General features: G+C 62.5%; 17 protein-coding genes. 7 read left to right on the forward strand and 10 right to left on the reverse strand.

All coding sequences use genetic code 11. The annotated features are described in order from the left end of the window. Positions 1 to 91: 91 nt before the first annotated feature. The 4 genes from SM766_RS14640 to SM766_RS14655 are packed head-to-tail and all read right to left on the reverse strand — an operon-like array spanning position 92 to position 4,776. Positions 92 to 1,588 carry a phosphomannomutase/phosphoglucomutase gene (locus tag SM766_RS14640; RefSeq protein ID WP_368948255.1) on the reverse strand — a complete coding sequence of 499 codons (1,497 nt, stop codon included), beginning with the start codon at positions 1,586 to 1,588 and terminating at the stop codon, positions 92 to 94. A gap of 18 nt (positions 1,589 to 1,606) precedes the next feature. Next, a complete protein-coding gene (gene kdsA / locus SM766_RS14645; protein ID WP_368948257.1) occupies positions 1,607 to 2,440 on the reverse strand; it encodes a 3-deoxy-8-phosphooctulonate synthase in 834 nt (277 codons plus the stop codon). Between the two features lie 4 nt (positions 2,441 to 2,444). Continuing rightward, the gene (locus SM766_RS14650) at positions 2,445 to 4,139 is read right to left on the reverse strand and encodes a KpsE/RkpR family capsule polysaccharide export protein (RefSeq protein ID WP_368948258.1); all 1,695 of its coding nucleotides are present in this window, start codon (positions 4,137 to 4,139) and stop codon (positions 2,445 to 2,447) included. Then, a complete protein-coding gene (locus SM766_RS14655; protein ID WP_065272948.1) occupies positions 4,117 to 4,776 on the reverse strand; it encodes an ABC transporter ATP-binding protein in 660 nt (219 codons plus the stop codon). The genes SM766_RS14650 and SM766_RS14655 overlap by 23 nt, the downstream gene beginning before the upstream one ends. Positions 4,777 to 5,075: 299 nt before the next feature. Here SM766_RS14655 and SM766_RS14660 point away from each other — a divergent pair, with 299 nt between their 5' ends. Continuing rightward, positions 5,076 to 5,678: a uracil-DNA glycosylase family protein gene (locus SM766_RS14660; RefSeq protein WP_274839722.1), complete on the forward strand. Its 603-nt coding sequence runs from the start codon at positions 5,076 to 5,078 to the stop codon at positions 5,676 to 5,678. Beyond that, the gene (locus SM766_RS14665; protein WP_368948260.1) at positions 5,678 to 6,469 is read left to right on the forward strand and encodes an SseB family protein; all 792 of its coding nucleotides are present in this window, start codon (positions 5,678 to 5,680) and stop codon (positions 6,467 to 6,469) included. The genes SM766_RS14660 and SM766_RS14665 overlap by 1 nt, the downstream gene beginning before the upstream one ends. Positions 6,470 to 6,556: 87 nt before the next feature. Here the strand turns inward: SM766_RS14665 and yghU are convergent, their stop codons facing one another. Then, complete coding sequence (gene yghU / locus SM766_RS14670; protein WP_065272950.1) at positions 6,557 to 7,432, reverse strand: glutathione-dependent disulfide-bond oxidoreductase; 876 nt, start codon at positions 7,430 to 7,432, stop codon at positions 6,557 to 6,559. A 310-nt stretch (positions 7,433 to 7,742) separates the two neighbouring features. Between yghU and SM766_RS14675 the strand changes: the two genes are divergently transcribed. Further along, entirely contained in the window at positions 7,743 to 8,261 is a 519-nt protein-coding gene (locus SM766_RS14675; RefSeq protein ID WP_274830103.1) for a YHS domain-containing (seleno)protein, read from the forward strand. Between the two features lie 132 nt (positions 8,262 to 8,393). On the opposite strand, the gene SM766_RS14680 is transcribed toward SM766_RS14675, so the two are convergent. Next, entirely contained in the window at positions 8,394 to 8,990 is a 597-nt protein-coding gene (locus tag SM766_RS14680) for a GcrA family cell cycle regulator (RefSeq protein ID WP_065272952.1), read from the reverse strand. Positions 8,991 to 9,178: 188 nt separating this feature from the next. Here SM766_RS14680 and SM766_RS14685 point away from each other — a divergent pair, with 188 nt between their 5' ends. Continuing rightward, complete coding sequence (locus SM766_RS14685; RefSeq protein ID WP_065272953.1) at positions 9,179 to 9,997, forward strand: ABC transporter permease; 819 nt, start codon at positions 9,179 to 9,181, stop codon at positions 9,995 to 9,997. Between the two features lie 9 nt (positions 9,998 to 10,006). Here SM766_RS14685 and SM766_RS14690 read toward each other — a convergent pair whose 3' ends face one another. Further along, positions 10,007 to 10,894: a DMT family transporter gene (locus tag SM766_RS14690; RefSeq protein ID WP_065272954.1), complete on the reverse strand. Its 888-nt coding sequence runs from the start codon at positions 10,892 to 10,894 to the stop codon at positions 10,007 to 10,009. Between the two features lie 364 nt (positions 10,895 to 11,258). Here SM766_RS14690 and SM766_RS14695 point away from each other — a divergent pair, with 364 nt between their 5' ends. After that, positions 11,259 to 12,434 (forward strand): aspartate aminotransferase family protein, encoded by a 1,176-nt coding sequence (locus SM766_RS14695; RefSeq protein WP_065273768.1) that lies wholly within the window; start codon positions 11,259 to 11,261, stop codon positions 12,432 to 12,434. A 72-nt stretch (positions 12,435 to 12,506) separates the two neighbouring features. After that, the gene (gene argF / locus SM766_RS14700) at positions 12,507 to 13,433 is read left to right on the forward strand and encodes an ornithine carbamoyltransferase (protein ID WP_065272955.1); all 927 of its coding nucleotides are present in this window, start codon (positions 12,507 to 12,509) and stop codon (positions 13,431 to 13,433) included. An 88-nt stretch (positions 13,434 to 13,521) separates the two neighbouring features. Here the strand turns inward: argF and SM766_RS14705 are convergent, their stop codons facing one another. Together SM766_RS14705 and SM766_RS14710 are read right to left on the reverse strand one after the other, a co-directional pair. Further along, positions 13,522 to 15,003: an inorganic phosphate transporter gene (locus tag SM766_RS14705; RefSeq protein WP_274830100.1), complete on the reverse strand. Its 1,482-nt coding sequence runs from the start codon at positions 15,001 to 15,003 to the stop codon at positions 13,522 to 13,524. 118 nt (positions 15,004 to 15,121) lie between these two features. Beyond that, positions 15,122 to 15,580: an NUDIX hydrolase gene (locus SM766_RS14710; protein ID WP_065272956.1), complete on the reverse strand. Its 459-nt coding sequence runs from the start codon at positions 15,578 to 15,580 to the stop codon at positions 15,122 to 15,124. A gap of 244 nt (positions 15,581 to 15,824) precedes the next feature. Here SM766_RS14710 and SM766_RS14715 point away from each other — a divergent pair, with 244 nt between their 5' ends. Then, positions 15,825 to 16,589 (forward strand): SDR family NAD(P)-dependent oxidoreductase, encoded by a 765-nt coding sequence (locus tag SM766_RS14715; protein WP_368948261.1) that lies wholly within the window; start codon positions 15,825 to 15,827, stop codon positions 16,587 to 16,589. Positions 16,590 to 16,724: 135 nt separating this feature from the next. Here SM766_RS14715 and hrpB read toward each other — a convergent pair whose 3' ends face one another. Beyond that, positions 16,725 to 19,205, reverse strand: coding sequence for an ATP-dependent helicase HrpB (gene hrpB, locus SM766_RS14720; protein WP_368948262.1), 2,481 nt, complete (start codon positions 19,203 to 19,205; stop codon positions 16,725 to 16,727). Positions 19,206 to 19,287 lie beyond the last annotated feature (82 nt).

Consider the following 19,287-nt stretch of genomic DNA (forward strand, 5'->3'; position numbering starts at 1 on the left):
GAAATCAAAAAGCCGCGCCCACCAAAGCTGGGCGCGGCGGTCGCCCGGGCCATGGCCCGGGCAAAAGACCTTCAGTCAGTCAACAACTTGGTCAGATCGTCTGATCGTAGTCCCCGACCAGCGGTTCGGTGCGGATCACCGCATCGATATCGGCAAAGATCGCGCGCAGCTCTTCTTCGTTGTCGCTGCTTTCGCAAACCACCACCAGGTTCGGCGTGTTGGAGGAGGCGCGCACCAGCCCCCAGGATCCATTGTCCAGGATCACGCGGGCGCCATTGACGGTGACGACTTCTTTGATGGCGCGGCCTGCGATTTTTTCGCCAGCCTCAGCCTTGGCCACCAGCTTGGCAACAAGGCGCTCCAATACGTCGTATTTCTCGGTATCGGCGCAATAGGGGGACATGGTCGGGGTCGACCAGGTCTTGGGCAGCGCCTTGCGGAGATCCGACATCTTCATGTCCGGGTTGCGGTCCATCAGTTTGCAGATCTCGACCGCCACGCGCATGCCGCAGTCATAGCCGCGACCCACCGGTTCGGCGAGGAAGTAATGACCGGATTTTTCAAACCCCGCCAAGGCGCCGATTTCCTTCACGCGCCGTTTCATGTGGCTGTGGCCAGTCTTCCAGTAATCGGCTTTGACGCCGTTTTTCTGCAGCTCGGGGTCCGAGGCAAAAAGGCCAGTGGATTTCACATCAGCGACAAAGGTCGCGTTCGGATAGATCTTGCTGAGGTCCCGCGCCATGATGACGCCAACCTTGTCGGCAAAGATCTCTTCGCCTTCGTCATCCACCACGCCGCAGCGGTCGCCATCGCCATCAAATCCAAGCGCGAAATCCGCCCCCGAGGCTTTGACGCTGTCCGACATGTCGTGCAGCATTTCCATGGCTTCGGGGTTGGGGTTGTAGTTGGGGAAGGTGTAGTCCAGATCGTTGTGGCTGGGGACCACCTCGACGCCGATCCGCTCGAACAGCTCTGGGGCAAAGGCCGACGCGGTGCCGTTGCCGGTGGCGCAGACCACCTTCAGCTTGCGGGTCATCTTGAAGTCGCCGACCAGATCATCAAGGTAGGCTTCCTTGACGCCATCGACGAATTCATACGAGCCGCCATCGCGGGCCACGCCTTTGCCATTGAGGACGATATCACGCAGCTCGGCCATTTCATCCGGGCCGTGGGTCAGCGGGCGCTCAAAGCCCATCTTGACGCCGGTCCAGCCGTTCGGGTTGTGGCTGGCGGTGACCATGGCGACGGCAGGCACATCCAGATGGAACTGCGCGAAATAGGCCATGGGAGAGACCGCCGGGCCGATGTCCTTGACGCGGATGCCGGCCTGCATCAGGCCTAGGATCAGCGCCTGCTTGATCGCCAGCGAATAGTCGCGGTAATCGTTGCCGACCGCGATCACCGGCTCAATCCCGCGTTTGTGGATCTGGGTGCCAAGGCCAAGGCCAAGGGCCGTCATGCCGGGCAGGTTGATTTCCTCGGGGTATTTCCAGCGGGCGTCATATTCGCGAAAACCGGTCGGCGTGATCATCGGATCGCGCAGGAAGGACCAGGTGTTCGGGGTGACGGGGGAGATCGGTTTAGTCATTAAATTCACTTTCGGGCATCAAATCGAAATCGGGTTTGCCTTGGCGAGCTGGTCAAAGGCCATCAACGTCTCGATCAGTTTCGGCATCTGGTCGAGATAGATCATATTGGGGCCATCCGAGGGGGCGCTATCGGGATCTTCGTGGGTCTCGATGAAAACCGCACCGATGCCTAGGGAAACGGCAGCCCGGGCCATGACAGGGGCGAATTCACGCTTGCCCCCCGTAGAGCCGCCCTGTCCACCGGGTTGCTGCACCGCATGGGTGGCATCCATCACCACGGGATAGCCGGTCTGCGCCATGATCGGTAGCGAGCGCATATCCGCCACCAGCGCGTTGTAGCCAAAGGAGGCGCCCCGTTCAGTCAGCAGGATGTTCTCATTTCCGGTGCTTTCCACCTTGGCCACCACATTGGCCATGTCCCAGGGTGCCAGAAACTGCCCCTTCTTGATGTTGACGGCCTTGCCGGTCTTGCCCGCTGCCAGCAGCATATCGGTCTGACGGCACAGGAAGGCGGGAATCTGCAGGATATCCACGGCTTCGGCGGCAACGGCGCATTGTTCCTCGGTGTGCACATCGGTCAGCACGGGCACGTCGAATTCACGGCGGATATCGCTGAGAACCTTCAGCCCCTCGTCGAGGCCAAGGCCGCGCTTGCCGGACAAAGAGGTCCGGTTGGCCTTGTCGTAGGAGGCCTTGAACACATATTGCGCCCCGGCGGCCGCGCAGGCCTCTTTCATTTTGCCTGCGATCATGCGGGCGTGGTCGGCGGTTTCCAGTTGGCAAGGACCGGCAATCACTGTCAGAGGACAGTCATTGCCGATCGTCAGCCCGGCGATTTTGATGTGTTTCATAGCGTTAAGAGGATACCTGTTCCCGGAGAATGGATGCTGTAAGCGAGCACATCAGGTAAATACCGGAAAAGATCAGGAAAGCCAAAATTGTATTTTCGAACTTTCGCGGATAGGATGGTTCCTCGCTGGGAACCGGTTCAACCGCGGTGGTCAGGTAACGGACCTGGCGGTTGGCCTCCATGCGGGTGGTTTCCACTTGCTGCAAGGCCGATTGCAGCATCAGATCGCGGGTTGCGAGATCAGCCTGAGCCATCTGGATCTGCACGCTGAGGCTGGCGAGCGAGTTTTCGCCAGCAGCGGCATCGGTCATCCGGTCGTTGAGCCGCTGAATCAACGCCTCCAGACGGGAGATATCAGCCTCTGCACCGGCCACCTTGGCCTGGTTGGGGCGGGTGTTGTCCATCAGGGCGGCCAGTTCCAGCTCCTTCTCCTGCAGCTGGACCTCAAAGGTGGAGATCTGCGAGCGCAGTGACAGGATCACGCCTTCGGGATCCAGAACCGCGCCTTTTTGCTGCAGCCGCACCAGATGTTCCTGAGCCTGACGGCGTTTCGTCTCCGCCAGTTCGAGCGCGGCCTCTGCCTCGCCCACCTGATCGGATCGTTTCTGTTCGGACAGGTGGTTTACCTTTTCCTGCGCATAGGAGATCAGCCGGTCCGAGAATTCCGCAGAGACCACCGGATCAGCCGCGGTGACTTCCATCCGGATCACGCCCTCGGTCGGATCATAGCCGATTTTGACGTTGCGCGAGTAGATCTTGTAAGCCTGTTCGTTGCTTGCGGCTGGGTCCAGACGTTGGATCGGGTCGATCCAGTCCTGGGTGAAATGCGCCTTGAAGCCGACTTCTTCATCCAGCCGCAGCATGGCTTCCTTGGATTGCAGGAAGCTTTGTACCGCAGTGGAATCCTGGCTGGTGGCAAATTGCGTGCCCGACAGCAGACCGCTCATCGACCCGGCGCTGTCGGCCTTGAGCACCAGAAATTCGGACTTGGCCGAATACATCGGCGTTGCCACGGCATAGAAATAGTATCCGGTGATCAGCGTCGGCAGCATCACGAAAAAGCTGAGCCGCCCCAAGAGCAGCCACAGCTTGCGCCGCCGCCGCTTGGCGATATCGCGCTGGATTTCCTGGATTTCTTTGTTGCGACGCTCTGCCGGGCTCAGCTCGGTCGAGGGTAGGGTCGTCTTGGCGGCGGGCACGGTCTGCGGCAGCTGGATCGCGCCGGGGTCCGGAGCGCCCTCTGGCCGGGCCTTGTTCTGTGGGACCACCAGTTCCAGCATGTTGGAACGCTTGAAGGGATCAATCCCTTTCAGGCGGAGCAGGCGGACGGCTTCGAAATCCGAGGTAACCGGCAGATTGTGCTGCTGCGCCACGCGCCGTGCCATGCGCAGCTGACGGCCGGTCAGCCCTTCACGGCGGATCTCGTCGATATCCGTGGAGGTCTTGGTCTCACGCGCGCTGCTGACCTGGCCGGACATTGCCTGCCCGGTCGCGGCGCTGGGTTTCGCGTCTTTTTGCCCTGCTGAAGCCGTGGCCTGAGTGGATTTGACCTCAGACGCGCTAGCCTGCGTTGTTGCTCCTGCGGCTTTGGCGCTGTTGTCGGGGCCTGGCGCCTCGACAGGGCGCGCTGCAGCGGCAGCGGCGGCGCCGCTAGATGTGCGGCGGATGCGGAATTTCTTAGCCTTGGGTTTGGTAGTCATAGAGCTGCTTTGCCTCTTCCAAGGTTTCAAACATATGCAATTGCCCGTCCATCAGAACGGCTGCGGAGCGGGCGAATTTTTCCAGCGTTTTAGGCTGGTGGGACACGATCACGATGGTGGTCGTCTGCAGGCGTTCCTGCAGGATCGAGCCGGCCTTGCGGTTGAATTCCACATCGGTCGTGCTGGGCATGCCTTCGTCGATCAGATAGATATCGAAATCCAGCGCCAGCATCAGCGAAAAACTGAACCGTGCCCGCATGCCCGAGGAATAGGTGCCAAGGGGTTGGTCGAAGTATTCGCCAAGCCCGCAAAGCCAGCGGCAGTAGGCTTCGACATAATCCGGGTCCAGCCCATAGAGTTTGGCGATGTAACGGCTGTTTTCCATGCCGGACAGGCGGTTGATGACGCCGCCCATGAACCCCAGCGGAAAGGAAATTTTGCAGCCTCGCCGGATTTCGCCCTCGTCCGGTTTCTCAAGGCCCGCCATCATGTTGATCAGAGTGGTCTTGCCGGTGCCGTTCGGGGCCAGGATGCCCATGGATTTGCCCAGCTCCACGCGAAAAGACACCCGGTCAAGGATCACCTTGCGCTGGGTGCCGGTCCAGAAGGACTTGCTGACATTTTCAAACTCAAGCATGGCTTGTTCCGGTCTTGCCTGTCTGGTCCGTTGTCCGGCCTCTTGCCTCGGATGGCCCTTAAAAAGGACCGCTGCACTGTGCCACGGTTCTGATCGCGGCGATTTGATCAGGTTTGGTTACCTGAATTATATTAACGTCCTACGCGTGAAATCGGGCTTTGTTATGTCAAATTGTGACATAAATTCTGAACCGCTGCTTTACTCTTCGTTCATGGGCAGGGCAGCAAGCGGTCGATGCAGCTGGGCGAGGACAATTTGGGCCATTCTATAGCGATTTTGTTTCCAAAAGGGAAACGATGATGGGGCAAAGTTTCCATGACTGCGCGGCGCTGACGCAGGAGATTTCCGGTTGCCGCCTTTGTGCGCAGCGGTTTGCCGCCACGGCCACGCGGCATGCGCCGCGCCCGGTGGTCTGGTTCCGCCCCTCAGCACGGATCCTGATCGCGGGACAGGCGCCGGGTCTGCGGGTCCATGACAGCGGACGCCCCTATACGGATGCCTCCGGCGACCGGTTGCGCCAGTGGCTGGGGATTTCCGAGGATGTTTTCTATGACCGGGACCAGATCGCCATCGTCCCGATGGCCTTTTGTTTTCCGGGGTATAACGCGAAAAAGGCGGATCTGCCGCCGCCGCCGGAATGCGCCCGCACCTGGCAGCACAGGGTGATGTCCGTCCTCCCCGAGGTTGAGCTGACGGTGCTTGTGGGAGGCTATGCGCAGCAGCATCATCTGGGGAAAAAAGCCCGGGTTAGCGATACGGTTGCCGATTGGCGCGCGCATGCGCCGCGCGTCTTTCCCTTGCCTCATCCGTCCTGGCGCAATACCGCATGGCTGAAACGCCACCCCTGGTTTGAAACAGATCTGCTGCCCGCGCTGCGGCACCGGGTCAAGGAGCTTTTGTGATGACAATGCCAACGCCGCTGGATCAGGCCCACGCGCAGATGGAGGCAGAGCCCGCGTCGGATGCCGCGCGTCTGCGGTTCTACGAACGGCTATCGGATGCCGAACTCTTTCTGATGTTGGAAAAGGAAGTTGAGAACGACAAGCTGGAGCCGGCCCTGTTCGATACGCCCGAGGGGCGCTTTGTCCTGGTCTTCGACCGCGAAGAGCGGCTCGCCCAGTTTGCCGGGCGCGCGGTGCCCTATGCGGCGCTGGCCGGGCGGGGAATAGTCAAGATGCTGTCGGGGCAGGGGATCGGTCTGGGCGTCAATCTTGAGGTCGCCCCCTCTGCCATGCTGATCCCGGCCGAGGCGATTGGCTGGCTTGAAGAAACTCTGGGTCATGCGCCGGATCAGGTAGAGGCGGCCATCGAAAGCTTCCTGCCGCCAGCCGGTCTTCCGGATCTTCTGTTGACTGCGCTGGATACCAAACTGGCGACCGCCGCAGGACTGGCGCACTCGGCCTATCTGGTGGCAGTGCGCTACCAGGGTGGCGGGCAGGGGCATCTGCTGGGCTTTGTCGATGCCAAGGACGCCGCGCGGGATGCCTTGGCCAAGGCGGTGGGCGAGGCGCTGACCTTTTCCGGGATTGAAGCCGGGGCGCTGGATGTCGGGTTTTTCCAGGCGTCAGATAGGGCTGCGGCCAGCCTGTCGCGGGTGGGTCTGCGGTTTGATCTGCCGCAGCCAGAGGCGCCGCAGGTCTATCAGCCGGTCGCGCCCGGCAGCGATCCGGACAAACCACCGCGTTTGAAATAATCAGTTCGCGTGGCACGGCGGCGACCCGCCGTGCCTTTCATGCAGGGGCGGACGGGGCAGGGCGCCCACGTCCGCTGACTGTCAGTCTCAGCTGTCTTCGGTTTCCAGCTTGTCTTGGGTGCGGGTGTCGAAATCACCCGCGTCATGGCGCTCGCGCAGCTGGGTGTGCAATTCGCCAAAGGCGCGGTTGACCATGCGGCCACGGCTGACCGCGGGGCGCGCGTCGATGTCCTTGGCCCAGCGCACGACATTGGTGTAGCTCGCTACGTCGAGGAACTCTGCCGCATCGTAAAGGCGACCCAGCACCAGCTGGCCATACCAGGCCCAGATCGCCATGTCGGCGATACTGTAGTTATCTCCGGCGATGAAGGCGTTGCCATCAAGCTGGCGTTCCAGAACGTCTAGCTGACGCTTGGTTTCCATGGCGAAACGGTCGATCGGATACTGCCATTTTTCCGGCGCATAGGCGTAGAAATGGCCAAAACCGCCGCCCAGATAAGGCGCGCTGCCCATCTGCCAGAACAGCCAGTTCATCACTTCGGTGCGCTCCGGCCCGGACTTGGGCAGGAACTCGCCGAATTTCTCGGCCAGATGCACTAGGATCGAGCCGGATTCAAACACTCGAACCGGGGTGTCGCCGCTGCGGTCCATCAGGGCGGGGATTTTCGAGTTGGGGTTGATGTCGACAAAGCCCGATCCGAATTGATCGCCTTCGCCGATGTTGATCAGCCAGGCGTCGTATTCGGCGCCGGAGTGGCCCTTGGCCAGCAGCTCTTCGAACATCACCGTGACCTTGACGCCATTGGGGGTGGCCAGCGAGTAGAGCTGGAAGGGATGCTTGCCGACCGGCAGTTCCTTGTCGTGGGTGGCGCCTGCGATAGGACGGTTGATCGAGGCGAAGCGTCCGCCGCTTTCCTGTTCCCAAGTCCAGACTTTCGGCGGGGTATAGCTCGTATCACTCATGTGGATGGGCCCTGTTCTGTATGTGGTGGCGGGCGGCGCGGGGCGCGGCCCGGTTCGGATTGACGTCTCTGACGTAGGATACTCGTCAAAAATTCCAATGACTGGAAGGTGTGGGTGCGATCTTTTTCGTGCAACCGTGCAGGGGGCGGCCTGCGGTCACGCAGAGACACAGCTGTGTGAGCGCCCCTTCGCAAAGGGTCTGCGCCGGATATTGTAGATGCAATTGTAGTGGATCGGCAGACCGGTGGAGCAGGACCCCCTGTGACACGTCATGTCCCGGATCGGTGCCGAATGAGGAAAGGATCAAGACATGAAACGTTTTGCACTGGCTGCCATCGCGGCCCTGACGATTGGAAGCTCTGCTTTTGCAGGGGAGCAATATATTGATGGCACCGGTTTTGCGGTCTCTGGCTACGACGTGGTTGCCTATCGCAGCCTCACCCAGGTGCCGGTGGGCGAGGTGCAGCCTGCCGCAGTACCGGGCCGTGCGGATATCGTGGCCGAGTACAACGGTGCCCGCTTTGCCTTTGCCAGCGAAGAGAACCGCGAGATGTTCCTGAAGAACCCGGAATACTACGCGCCGCAGTATGACGGGCACTGCGCCTATGGGGTATCCAAGGGCGGCAAGGTGCCGGCCAACCCGAACCTGTGGCGGATCGTGGATGACAAGCTGTACCTCAACATCACCAAGAACGTGGTGGGCTTCTGGGAAGAGGACATCCCCGGCAATATCAATATCGCCGAAGGCAACTGGCCAGGTATCGAGCCGGACGAAGCCTCGGAGCGTGTCATTCCGAATTTCGAGTCCTCTGCGCCTGAGGGGCACTGAGCGGCAGCGGGGCTGCCCCTTTGCAGGCACCCAGCGAAATTACATGTGACAATAAAAAGCCCCGCACGGGAACGGCGGGGCTTCTTGATTGGGAAAAATGGTCCGAACCGCGAGCAGTGGGCCCGGAGCCGATTACCGTTTGCGGTCGCGGCGGGCGCTCATCGGCTGGAAGGCGACACCGACGTGGGCTTCGCAATAGGGTTTGCCTTGCTGAACGGGCAGACCGCAGAACCAGAAATCCTCGGTCGCGGGGTCGCCCACGGGCCATTTGCAGGTGCGTTCGGTCAGCTCCATCAGCGTCAGCTTCTTGGCCTTCTTTTCGATCTCGTTGACCTTGGCCAGGGCTTCGGGGCTGATCTCATTGGCAGAGGGCTGCGGCGGCAGCGGCTGACCAGCCGGAATGATCTGCTTGCGGGCCGGAATGGCGGCCTTGGTTTCAGGCGCGCTGGCAGCGGCCGCAGGCGGCGGAGTTGCCGGACGGGCCGGTTCCGTCTTTGGCTGTGGCTTTGGCTTTGGCGCCGGTTTGGCAGCGGCAGCGGCTGCCGGTTTTTCCTTGGGCTCGGCGGCTTTGGCGCCACCGGCTGCGCGGTTGGACAGGCCGAGGCGGTGCACCTTGCCAATCACGGCGTTGCGGGTGACCCCGCCCAGCTCCTTGGCGATCTGGCTGGCCGACTGACCTTCGCCCCACATTTTCTTGAGCAATTCGACGCGCTCGTCTGTCCAGGACATATGTTGCCTTTCCAAGCTGAAAGCGGCCCCAGAATCCTGCGGCCGCCATCGAGTTCCGATATAAACGCCTATTTTAATCACTGCGGCCCGAGTTACAAGGCGTCTTGCACCTGCGGATGCAGCAGGTATGCAGATGGGGCACGGGCGGCACGCCGGAGCACGCATAAGACTGGAACGAGGAAAGCACCATGGCAGAGACGGAAACAGAATACCGGGTCGGAATGGGAGAGCGCCGGTTCGGTCGGGTGAACTGGCTGGGGCTGCAGACGCTGGCGATGCGCGAGATCAAGCGGTTCTCAGTGGTCTGGACCCAGACGCTGCTGGCGCCGCTGATGACGGCGGCGCTGTTCCTGATGATCTTCAACATCGCGATCGGTCCGAAGCGTGGCGATGTGATGGGGGTGCCCTTCCTGACCTTCCTGGCGCCGGGGATCATGATGATGACCGTGATCCAGAACGCTTTTGCCAATACCTCTTCCTCGATCGTGATTTCCAAGGTGCAGGGCAATATCGTCGATACGCTGATGCCGCCGTTGTCGGGGCTTGAGATGCTGCTGGGCTACCTTGCCGGGGCCATCGCGCGCGGTGTGGTGGTGGCGCTGGCCATCGGGCTGGGGCTTATGCTGGCGCTTCAGATCGTGCCCGCGCATCCGCTGGTCGCGCTGTTCTTCATCGTGATGGGCGCGGCGTTCCTGGGCGGGCTGGGCATCGTCGCCGGTGTTTTCGCGGACAAGTTCGACCAGATGGCCGCGATCACCAACTTCATCGTGACGCCGCTGGCCTTTCTGTCGGGCACTTTCTATTCGGTCGAGTCGCTGCCGCCGGTGCTGCAGGCGATTTCCCATGCCAACCCGGTGTTCTACCTGATCGACGGCGTGCGCTATGGGGTGATCGGCACCTCCGACAGCTCGCCGCTGCTGGGTGCGACGGTTTGCATTGGCGCCACGGTCGCCATCAGCCTGCTGGCTTGGTCGATGCTGCGCCGGGGCTATCGCCTGAAGGCATAAAGGGCGGCCTCAGGCCGGTTTTGCCTGGCGTCCCTCGCGCCAGGCCAGAATGGCGGCGCCTGTCAGGATGACGCAGGCGCCAAGAACGGTCACCCCGTCCGGTACCACGCCAAAGCCGAGGAAGTCGTAACACGCGGCAAAGATTAGCGTGGCATAGCTGAAGGGCGCCACGAAAGAGGCATCCCCGCGCGCCATTCCGTTGATGAAACAGGCCTGCGCGCAGGCCATCAGCGCGCCCAGTGCCGCCAGCGCGCCCCATTGCATCGGCGTTGGCATCTGCCAGACCGGCAGCACAGCCAGACTGGCGATCAGAACACCAATGCCGTTGTTGAACCACAGGATCTGCAAGGGCGCCTCGCGCCCCGACAGTTTCTTGATGAAAATCAGCTCCAGCCCCATCACCGCTGCCGCGCCAAGTGCCAGAAGGGCCGCTGGCTGAAAGCTCTCGGGTGCCGGGCGGAGCAGGATCATCGCGCCGATAAAGGCGATCCCCGCCGCGCCCCAGCGCCAGGGGCCGACGCGCTCGCCCAGAAGGGGGATCGCCAGCAGCATGCAGAACACCGGGTTGAGAAAGGTGATCGCCGTGGCATCGGCCAGCGGGATATAGGCAACAGCGGCAAACATCAGCGTCACACCGCCCCAGCCAAAGGCGGTACGTCCGATATGCAGGCCCCAGTGTGGCCGGGTCAGCCGGGGTCGCACCAGCGCCAACACCGATGAGATCACCACGAAGGCAAAGATAAACCGCCCGTGCGAGATCTGCAGCGGGTGCAGCGCAGGCCCGAGAGCATCGGTGCCCAGCGATTTCGCCATCAGCGTTGTCGCCGCGATAAAGGCGGTTGCCAATAGGATCAGCGCGGCGGCCAGCATCGGATTTTGCGGTGTCGGAGTTTTCATGCGCAATCGGTGCGCCCGTGCCCGCGGATATGCAAGGATAAAAAGCGCGGCCGCCAGCGAAGGATTAGCGGCGCGTCGGAAAGGCGCGGCCAGAGCATGTTGCCGAATTGTTCAGGGGGGCTGCACAAAAGGGGTTCCTTTTTGATCAAAGCTCCCTTATGGACCCATTCCATGATCAAACGTACACATAACTCTGCGCTTCGACGCCGACGCCGGACTGCGTAAACCGCAGCCTCAGTGCCCCTGTGGCGCCTTTGATCCCCTGTGCCGAGATGATGGTACAAACCCCCTCCGACTACAGTATTGACCCTCCGGCCCGGCTATGCACAGCTTTGGCCTCAATGTTTCAAAAAGGATGATCCTGATGATCCCGTCCGTTCTGCCGACTTACAATCGTGCTCCGCTTCAGTTCGTCAAAGGCGAAGGCGCCTGGCTGATCGAGGCCGACGGGCGCCGATTCCTGGATCTTGGCGCCGGGATCGCGGTGAATGCGCTGGGCCATGCCCATCCGGCTCTGGTCGAGGCGCTGACCTCCCAGGCGCAGAACCTGTGGCATGTTTCCAACCTATATCAGATCCCGCAACAGCAGGCGCTGGCGGACAAGCTGGTCGAAACGACCTTTGCCGATACGGTCTTTTTCACCAATTCGGGCACCGAAAGCTGCGAATTGGCGGTGAAGATGGCGCGCAAGTATTTCTACGACAAGGGCCAGCCCGACCGGGTCGAGATCATCACCTTCGAAGGGTCCTTCCACGGCCGGTCCTCTGCGGGTATCGCGGCGGCGGGCTCGGAAAAGATGACCAAGGGCTTTGGTCCGCTGCTGCCGGGCTTTGTGCACTTGCCGTGGAACGATCACGACGCGGTGGCGGCGGCGATCAATGACAAGACCGCTGCGATCCTGATCGAGCCGGTACAGGGGGAGGGCGGTATTCGCCCGCTGCCCGATACCTGCATGAAAGGTCTGCGGGATCTTTGCGACGAACACGGCATTCTGCTGATCCTTGACGAGGTACAATGCGGCGTGGGCCGGACTGGCAAGCTCTTTGCCCATGAATGGGCGGGCATTACTCCTGACATCATGATGGTGGCCAAGGGCATCGGCGGTGGCTTCCCGCTCGGCGCGGTGCTGGCGACCGAGGATGCGGCCAGCGGCATGACCGCGGGCACCCATGGCTCCACCTACGGCGGCAACCCGCTGGGCTGCGCGGTGGGCTGCGCAGTGATGGATGCGGTCGCCGATCCGGATTTCCTGGCCGAGGTGAACCGCAAGGCGGGCCTGCTGCGCCAGAAGCTGGAAGGGCTGGTGGCCAGCCATCCCGAGGTCTTCGAAGAGGTACGCGGATCGGGGCTGATGCTAGGGCTCAAATGCAAAGCGGTGAACATCGATGTGGTCAACGCGGGCTATGACAACGAGGTCGTCACCGTTCCGGCGGCTGACAATGTGATCCGCCTTCTGCCGCCCCTGAACCTGACCGACGAGGATATCGCCGAGGCGCTTCAGCGTCTTGAGAAGGCGGCCAAACAAGTCGCTGCGGCCTGAGCGGATCCTTCAGATCAATTGCGAAGGCGGGGGATATGCCCCCGGCTTCACCCTGACAAAAAGTGACAAGACATGAACCATTTTCTTGATATCCACAAAACCGATGCAGCAGCCCTGCGGGGCATCATCGATCAGGCCGGCGCGATGAAACAGGCGCGCCTGGGCCGCCCCAAAGGCGCCCCCGATGACGAACAGCCGCTGGACGGGCGCATGGTGGCGCTGATCTTTGAAAAACCGTCGACCCGGACCCGCGTTTCCTTTGATGTTGGCGTGCGCCAGATGGGCGGGCAGACCATGGTTCTGTCGGGCAACGACATGCAGCTGGGCCACGGTGAAACCATCGCCGACACCGCCCGCGTGCTGTCGCGCTATGTGGATCTGATCATGATCCGGACCTTTGATGAATCGGTGCTGATCGAAATGTCGGAATATGCTGATGTGCCGGTGATCAATGGTCTGACCGACCGCACCCACCCCTGTCAGATCATGGCCGATATCCTGACCTATGAAGAGCACCGCGGCCCGATCAAAGGCAAGAAGGTGGTCTGGACCGGCGACGGCAACAATGTCTGCGCCTCCTTCCTGCATGCGGCGGGACAATTCGGGTTTGACCTGACCTTTACCGGCCCGGCGCAGCTGGACCCCGAGGATGAATTCGTCGGTCTGGCGCGCAAGGCAGGATCGAAGGTCGTGATCGAACGCGACCCGGTCAAGGCCGTGGAAGGCGCCGATTTGGTTGTGGCGGACACCTGGGTTTCCATGCATGACAGCCAGTCATCGAAAGAGCGGCGCCACAACATGCTGCGCCCCTATCAGGTGAATGACGCGCTGATGGCCCATGCCAAGGACGACGCCCTGTTCATGCACTGCCTGCCTGCCCACCGTGAAGAGGAAGTGACCTCTGCCGTAATGGATGGTCCGCAATCGGTGATCTTTGATGAGGCCGAGAACCGCCTGCACGCACAAAAGGCGGTGATGCGTTGGTGCCTCGGCGTCTGAGCCGTCACCTAGCCTCTGCAATGTAAAACCCCTCGCCGCAGACCAGCGGCGAGGGGTTTTCTTTTTCGAGTTCGTGCCTGGCTGAGGCTTAGCGAATGATCGTCGTCAGCAGCCAGAAGGTAACACCGGACAGCAGTGCCGCGGCGGGCACGGTGATCACCCAGGCAGCTACGATGGTCATGAAATGGCTGCGGCGCACCAGCTTGCGGCGGCGGCGTTCCTCGGGGGCGATGCGCAGTTCCTCCGGACGCTGCAGCGAGAATTTGCGCAGGCGGTTCTCGGCGTGCCATTCGCGAAAGAAGCCAACGCCAAAGACCGCGCCGACCGCGATATGGGTCGAGGACACCGGCAGACCCAGCCAGCTGGCGACGATCACCGTGATGGCTGCCGAAAGCGAAACGCAATAGGCGCGCATCGGGTTCAGCTTGGTGATCTGGCTGCCGACCATACGGATCAGTTTCGGGCCAAACAGGAACAGACCAAAGGAAATGCCGAAGGCCCCGATCACCATCACCCAGGTCGGGATAGCCACCTTGGCGGCGAAATCCCCGAACTCTGCTGCATGCACGATGGCCGCCAGCGGTCCGACCGCATTGGCCACGTCGTTGGCACCATGGGCAAAGGACAGCAGCGCGGCGGAGATTACTAGCGGGATGCGGAACAGGATTTTCAGCGACTTGTTGCGGTTCTCAAGTCCCACAGACTGGCGTGCGATCAGCGGCTTGGTGATCAGATAGCTTGCCACGGCAAAGCCAAGACCGATCAAAAGGGCGATTTCCAGATCGATCTTGATGATCCGTTTCAGACCTTTCAGCGCCAGATAGGCGGCAAAGGCACCGGCCATGATGGCGACAAGGATCGGAACCCAGCGCCGCGCGGCGGCGATCTTGTCGTCCTGATAGATCACCTTGGCCTTGATCACCGCCAGAAACAGCGCCGCGATGACGCCGCCCAGAACCGGCGAGATGACCCAGCTGGCCGCGATCTTGCCCATGGTGGCCCAGTTGACCGCGGACATGCCTGCGGCAGCAATGCCCGCGCCCATGACGCCGCCCACCACCGAATGGGTGGTGGAGACCGGCGCGCCGATCCAGGTGGCCAGATTGACCCAGAGCGCCGAGGACACCAGCGCGGCCATCATCGCCCATATGAACACATCCGCCGTGGCCACGGTGGCGGGATCGATGATGCCCTTTGAAATGGTGGACACCACATCGCCCCCGGCCAGCAAGGCACCGGCGCTTTCGGCGATGGCAGCGATCAGGATGGCGCCGCCCATGGTGAGGGCGTTGGCACCCACCGCCGGTCCCATGTTGTTGGCAACATCGTTGGCGCCAATGTTGAGCGCCATATATGCACCAAAGATCGCAGCAGCGATGACGATGAAATTGCCGGGCGTGCCGCCGAGGAAAACGGCAGCTGCTGCACCAGCCAGCACGATAAAGGCCAGCGAGATGCCGGGGCCGACCAAGGGGCGGGAGACATAGGCGGTTGCCAGCTCCAGCTGAGAGATCCGGTTGAGGTCCCTGTCGAGGGTTTCCCAGTGCTTGCTATCGGGTTTTTCGCTCATGTCGCCGTTCCCCATGCCAAATGCCCAGCCAGACGGCTGTGCCGAAAAGAGTCGGCCACCGGGTAGCGTCGCGTCACCATTGGCGCAAGGCCGGTGTCACGATTCCATCATAAAACTGTTACAATTGTCGCAGGATCGACTGCAAATCTGGTTCCCGGACGAGGTTTGCCGCGTCTTGCGCGGGCATCCAGACACGCTTGCGTTGATCGGATTCCGGGTAGTCATCCTTGATGCGCTGGACCTCGGCGATATAGACCAGCGTTTCCACTGGCTGCCGGGTGCCGTTGTCGCGTTCCTTTACGTAGTGATAGCTGCCCTGCGGGGCAGAGGTGATCCGGGCATCGGCAACGCCGGCCTCTTCCCATGCCTCTTGCAGGGCGGATTCGGGGCCGTTCTTGCCTTTGATGGGCCAGCCCTTGGGGATGATCCAGCGGCCGGTGCCGCGGCTGGTGATCATCAGCACGTCTTTTCCGGATTTGGTGGTACGATAGCACAGGGCTGCCACCTGAATCCGCTTTGGGCGGAAAATAAGGGGGCGCAATACCTCTTCCCAAGCCTTGGCGAGGAGTGTTGTCATGCCTGAACTGCTTTCGTTTCTTGCTATGCTTTTGCCCCGGGCCGGAAACCGGACGGGGAGATGGTAGTAAATTTGGGGTTGACCACAACATATGTCCCAAAGGCGAATTTACAATGGTGTCTTGAGTTCGTCTCTGAATTGTGAACTTTTTCCGCAACAGCCGGGCAGGCGGCAAAGACGCGCCAGGGTTCGACATGATACCGGCTGCAAGGCCATCAGAGCAAGAAAGCGGGAGGGGACAAGGATGAAAGCTGCATTAGTGACCGGTGGGGCACGCGGGATCGGGCTGGCGACGGCGAAGGGGCTGCTGGCTGAGGGTTGGCAGGTGGCGATCCTGGACCGCGACAGCGAAGCGCTGGAGGCGGCCGGGAAAGAGGTGGCAGGCCTTACCCTGATCAATGCGGATGTTTCGCGCCCCGAGGATGTGGCGCGGGCTGTCGCGGAGATCACGGCAGCCTTCGGGCGGCTCGACGGGCTGGTGAACAACGCGGGCGTCGCCGATTTCGGCCCGATCCGCGAGACTACCTTTGAACGGTGGCGCCGGGTGATGGAGACCAATCTGGATGGTCCCTTCCTGATGACCCAGGCCTTTACCGATCTGCTCGCTGCGGATGGTGGCGGGGCGGTGGTGAATATCACTTCGATTTCGGGCTTGCGCGCCAGCACCCTGCGGGTGGCCTATGGTACCTCCAAGGCGGCATTGGCGCAGCTGACGCTGCAACAGGCGGCAGAGCTGGGCGAGATCGGGATTCGCGTCAACGCGGTGGCGCCGGGACCGGTGGCGACCAAGCTGGCGATGGCGGTTCACAGCCCAGAGATCATCGCCGCCTATCATGATGCGCTGCCGCTGAACCGGTATGGCAAGGAAGAGGAGATCGCAGCGGCGATCAATTTCCTGCTGTCAGAGAAGGCAAGTTTCATCACAGGTCAGGTGCTGGCCGCAGATGGCGGGTTCGAAGCCACCGGGATCGGCCTGCCTGCGCTGCGCGCCGACGCGGCAAAGGACTGAGCTGGCCGGTGCTCTAGCAGAGGGGGACCTCCCGCCCGCGATCTGCCGCATCAAAGATGCGGCCTCCGCCGTTGGGCCTAGCAGCGCGCAGGGGCGCGCTGCTCCGGCGCGATGATTTTTTCGCCCGGGGACCTCTCAGGATTTGCGCCGGTTGGCCCGCAGGGTTGGATCGGCACCGGTCGGATCTTCGGGCCAGGGATGTTTGGGATATTGGGCGCGCATGTCCTTGCGCACGTCCGCATAGGACCCCGCCCAGAACCCTGGCAGATCGCGGGTGATCTGGATCGGGCGCTGTGCGGGGGACAGCAGCGTCACCTTCAGCGGCACGCCGCCCACGGCGGGATGGCGGGTCACGCCGAACATCTCTTGCAATCGCACTGCGATTTCCGGCACTTCTTCCCCGTAGTCGATCGGGATCTTGCGGCCCAGCGGCGTGACGAAATGGCCCGGCGCTTCGCGGTCCAGAAGCTGCGTCTGCTCCCAGCTGAGGGCGGCCCGCAGGGCGGGCAGCAGGTCGAACTGTTTCCAGTCCTGCGCGGTTTTCACCCCGGTCAGCATCGGCAGCAACCAATCGTCTAGTGTTGCCATCAGCCCGTCATTGGAGAAATCGGGCAGATCATGCCCATCGGCGCGCAGCAGCTCGACCCGCGCCACCAGCCGGGCGGCAGCACCGCTGAGGCGCAAACCCAGATCGCGCACCCCGTCGAGCATGGCTTTGGCGATGGCCTCGGTCGGGACGTCCTTCCAGATGCGATCATCCAGCACGATACTGCCAAGGCGCTCCTGGCTGCGGGCCACGACGCGGCGGTCGCGTTTGGACCAGGCGCAACTGTCCTGCCAGCGGATCTGATCGGCAAACAGCGCGCGAATATCGGAAAGGGCGATCTGCACCGCCATGCGGATCTTTGCTTCGCGCGGGTTGCCGTCGGTGTCCAGCGCCACGATGAAGGGCGCGGCGGCCAGCGTGTCCTCGGGCGACAGCATCGCCCCCTTGCCCCCCGACAGGACATAGCGCGGCGTATCGCCCTTGCGGCGCTGGCCGATGCGGTCGGGATAGGCGAGCGCGGCCAGCCCGGCTGCTGACAGGTCTGATACCACCGGCGCGTCAGAGCGGGCCTTGCGCTGTTGCTGTTGCAGCCTGCGGGCCTCTGCGCGGATCCGGTCGACCACTGGCAGGGCCAGTTGATAGGGGCGTTTGCGCTGGAACGCCTTGGGAACCTTCAGCGCCTCCAGCCGCAGCATCAGGTCGGCAGGGGCGCCGCGCAGGGGATCACGCTCGGCCAGCAGCGCGGCCAGCGTGGCGGCTGGGGCGGCCTGATCAGGGCCCGCACGTAGCAGCATATGGCCAAGGCGCGGATGCAGGGGCAGCGCCGACAGCGCCTTGCCGTGGGTGGTGATGCGGCCCTGTGCATCCAGCGCGCCCAAGAGGGTCAGAAGGTTGCGGGCCTCCTGCAAGGCGCCCTCGGGCGGTGGTGTCAGAAAGGCGAGATCCTCGGCGCCAGCGCCCCAGAGCGCCAGTTCCAGCGCCAGACCGGCCAGATCGGCGGATGCGATTTCCGCCGGGGGAAAGGCGGCAAGCGCGCCTTCCTCGCCCTTGGTCCAGAGGCGGTAACAGACCCCTTCGGAAACGCGGCCGGCACGGCCCTGCCGCTGGGTTGCCTCGGCGCGGGTAACCTTTTCTGTGACCAGCCGCGACATGCCGGACCCCGGATCGAAGTGGGCGCGGCGCGATTGTCCCATGTCGACCACCACACGAACCCCGTCGATGGTAAGCGAGGTTTCCGCGATTGAGGTCGCCAGCACCACCTTGCGCCCTGATTTCGCGGGCTGGATGGCAGCGCGCTGCTGGGCAAAGGGCAGGGCGCCAAACAGGGGATGCACCGTGCAGTCCCCAGGCAGTCGGTTTTCGAGCGCGGCAGCGGCACGGCGGATTTCGCCTTCACCGGGCAGGAACACGAGGATACCGCCGCCGTCCTTGCGGGTTTCTGCCTCGGCGCGGGTAACCAGATCCACTAGCGCATCGGTGCGGCGGGCCTTGAGGCCAAGCGGGGTATCGAGCCAACGGGTCTCCACCGGGAAACTGCGCCCTTCGGAGGTGATGAGCGGTGCCTCCATCAGGGCGCTGACGGGGGCGGCATCCAGCGTTGCGGACATCGCCAGCAGGATCAGATCGTCGCGCAGGGCGCCCGCGACCTCAAGACAGAGCGCGAGGCCGAGATCAGCATTCAGCGAGCGTTCGTGGAATTCGTCGAAGATCACCGCGCCGACTCCGGGCAGGTCGGGGTCCGATTGCAGCATCCGTGTCAGAATGCCTTCGGTAACGACCTCGATCCGGGTGGATTTGCTGACCTTCGACTCGCCGCGAATGCGGTAGCCCACGGTTTCGCCGGGGCGCTCGCCCAGGGTTTCGGCCATGCGTTCAGCGGCGGCGCGGGCGGCCAGGCGGCGTGGCTCCAGCATGACGATGCGCCCATCGCAGAGACCGGCCTCGAGCATGGCTAGCGGTACCTTGGTGGTCTTGCCGGCGCCGGGTGGGGCCTGCAGCACGGCGCGGCCGCCCGTGCGCAGGGCGGCGATCAGATCGGGCAGGGCGTCATCAATGGGCAGGCGTGTCATGGCAGCCTTATCGCCAAAGACCCGTGCCGGGTCCAGAGGCGCGGCGGTTGCGGCTGAATGCGCCTGCCTCGGCACTGGACAA

This window comes from Pseudophaeobacter sp. A-200-2, assembly GCF_041008815.1.
Lineage (GTDB): Bacteria > Pseudomonadota > Alphaproteobacteria > Rhodobacterales > Rhodobacteraceae > Phycobacter > Phycobacter gallaeciensis_A.

Coding starts and splice junctions, on each gene's coding strand:
- SM766_RS14640 (WP_368948255.1), bottom strand. CDS start 1,588: ATGACTAAACCGATCTCCCCCGTCACCCCGAACACCTGGTCCTTCCTG.
- kdsA (WP_368948257.1), bottom strand. CDS start 2,440: ATGAAACACATCAAAATCGCCGGGCTGACGATCGGCAATGACTGTCCT.
- SM766_RS14650 (WP_368948258.1), bottom strand. CDS start 4,139: ATGACTACCAAACCCAAGGCTAAGAAATTCCGCATCCGCCGCACATCT.
- SM766_RS14655 (WP_065272948.1), bottom strand. CDS start 4,776: ATGCTTGAGTTTGAAAATGTCAGCAAGTCCTTCTGGACCGGCACCCAG.
- SM766_RS14660 (WP_274839722.1), top strand. CDS start 5,076: ATGGGGCAAAGTTTCCATGACTGCGCGGCGCTGACGCAGGAGATTTCC.
- SM766_RS14665 (WP_368948260.1), top strand. CDS start 5,678: ATGACAATGCCAACGCCGCTGGATCAGGCCCACGCGCAGATGGAGGCA.
- yghU (WP_065272950.1), bottom strand. CDS start 7,432: ATGAGTGATACGAGCTATACCCCGCCGAAAGTCTGGACTTGGGAACAG.
- SM766_RS14675 (WP_274830103.1), top strand. CDS start 7,743: ATGAAACGTTTTGCACTGGCTGCCATCGCGGCCCTGACGATTGGAAGC.
- SM766_RS14680 (WP_065272952.1), bottom strand. CDS start 8,990: ATGTCCTGGACAGACGAGCGCGTCGAATTGCTCAAGAAAATGTGGGGC.
- SM766_RS14685 (WP_065272953.1), top strand. CDS start 9,179: ATGGCAGAGACGGAAACAGAATACCGGGTCGGAATGGGAGAGCGCCGG.
- SM766_RS14690 (WP_065272954.1), bottom strand. CDS start 10,894: ATGAAAACTCCGACACCGCAAAATCCGATGCTGGCCGCCGCGCTGATC.
- SM766_RS14695 (WP_065273768.1), top strand. CDS start 11,259: ATGATCCCGTCCGTTCTGCCGACTTACAATCGTGCTCCGCTTCAGTTC.
- argF (WP_065272955.1), top strand. CDS start 12,507: ATGAACCATTTTCTTGATATCCACAAAACCGATGCAGCAGCCCTGCGG.
- SM766_RS14705 (WP_274830100.1), bottom strand. CDS start 15,003: ATGAGCGAAAAACCCGATAGCAAGCACTGGGAAACCCTCGACAGGGAC.
- SM766_RS14710 (WP_065272956.1), bottom strand. CDS start 15,580: ATGACAACACTCCTCGCCAAGGCTTGGGAAGAGGTATTGCGCCCCCTT.
- SM766_RS14715 (WP_368948261.1), top strand. CDS start 15,825: ATGAAAGCTGCATTAGTGACCGGTGGGGCACGCGGGATCGGGCTGGCG.
- hrpB (WP_368948262.1), bottom strand. CDS start 19,205: ATGACACGCCTGCCCATTGATGACGCCCTGCCCGATCTGATCGCCGCC.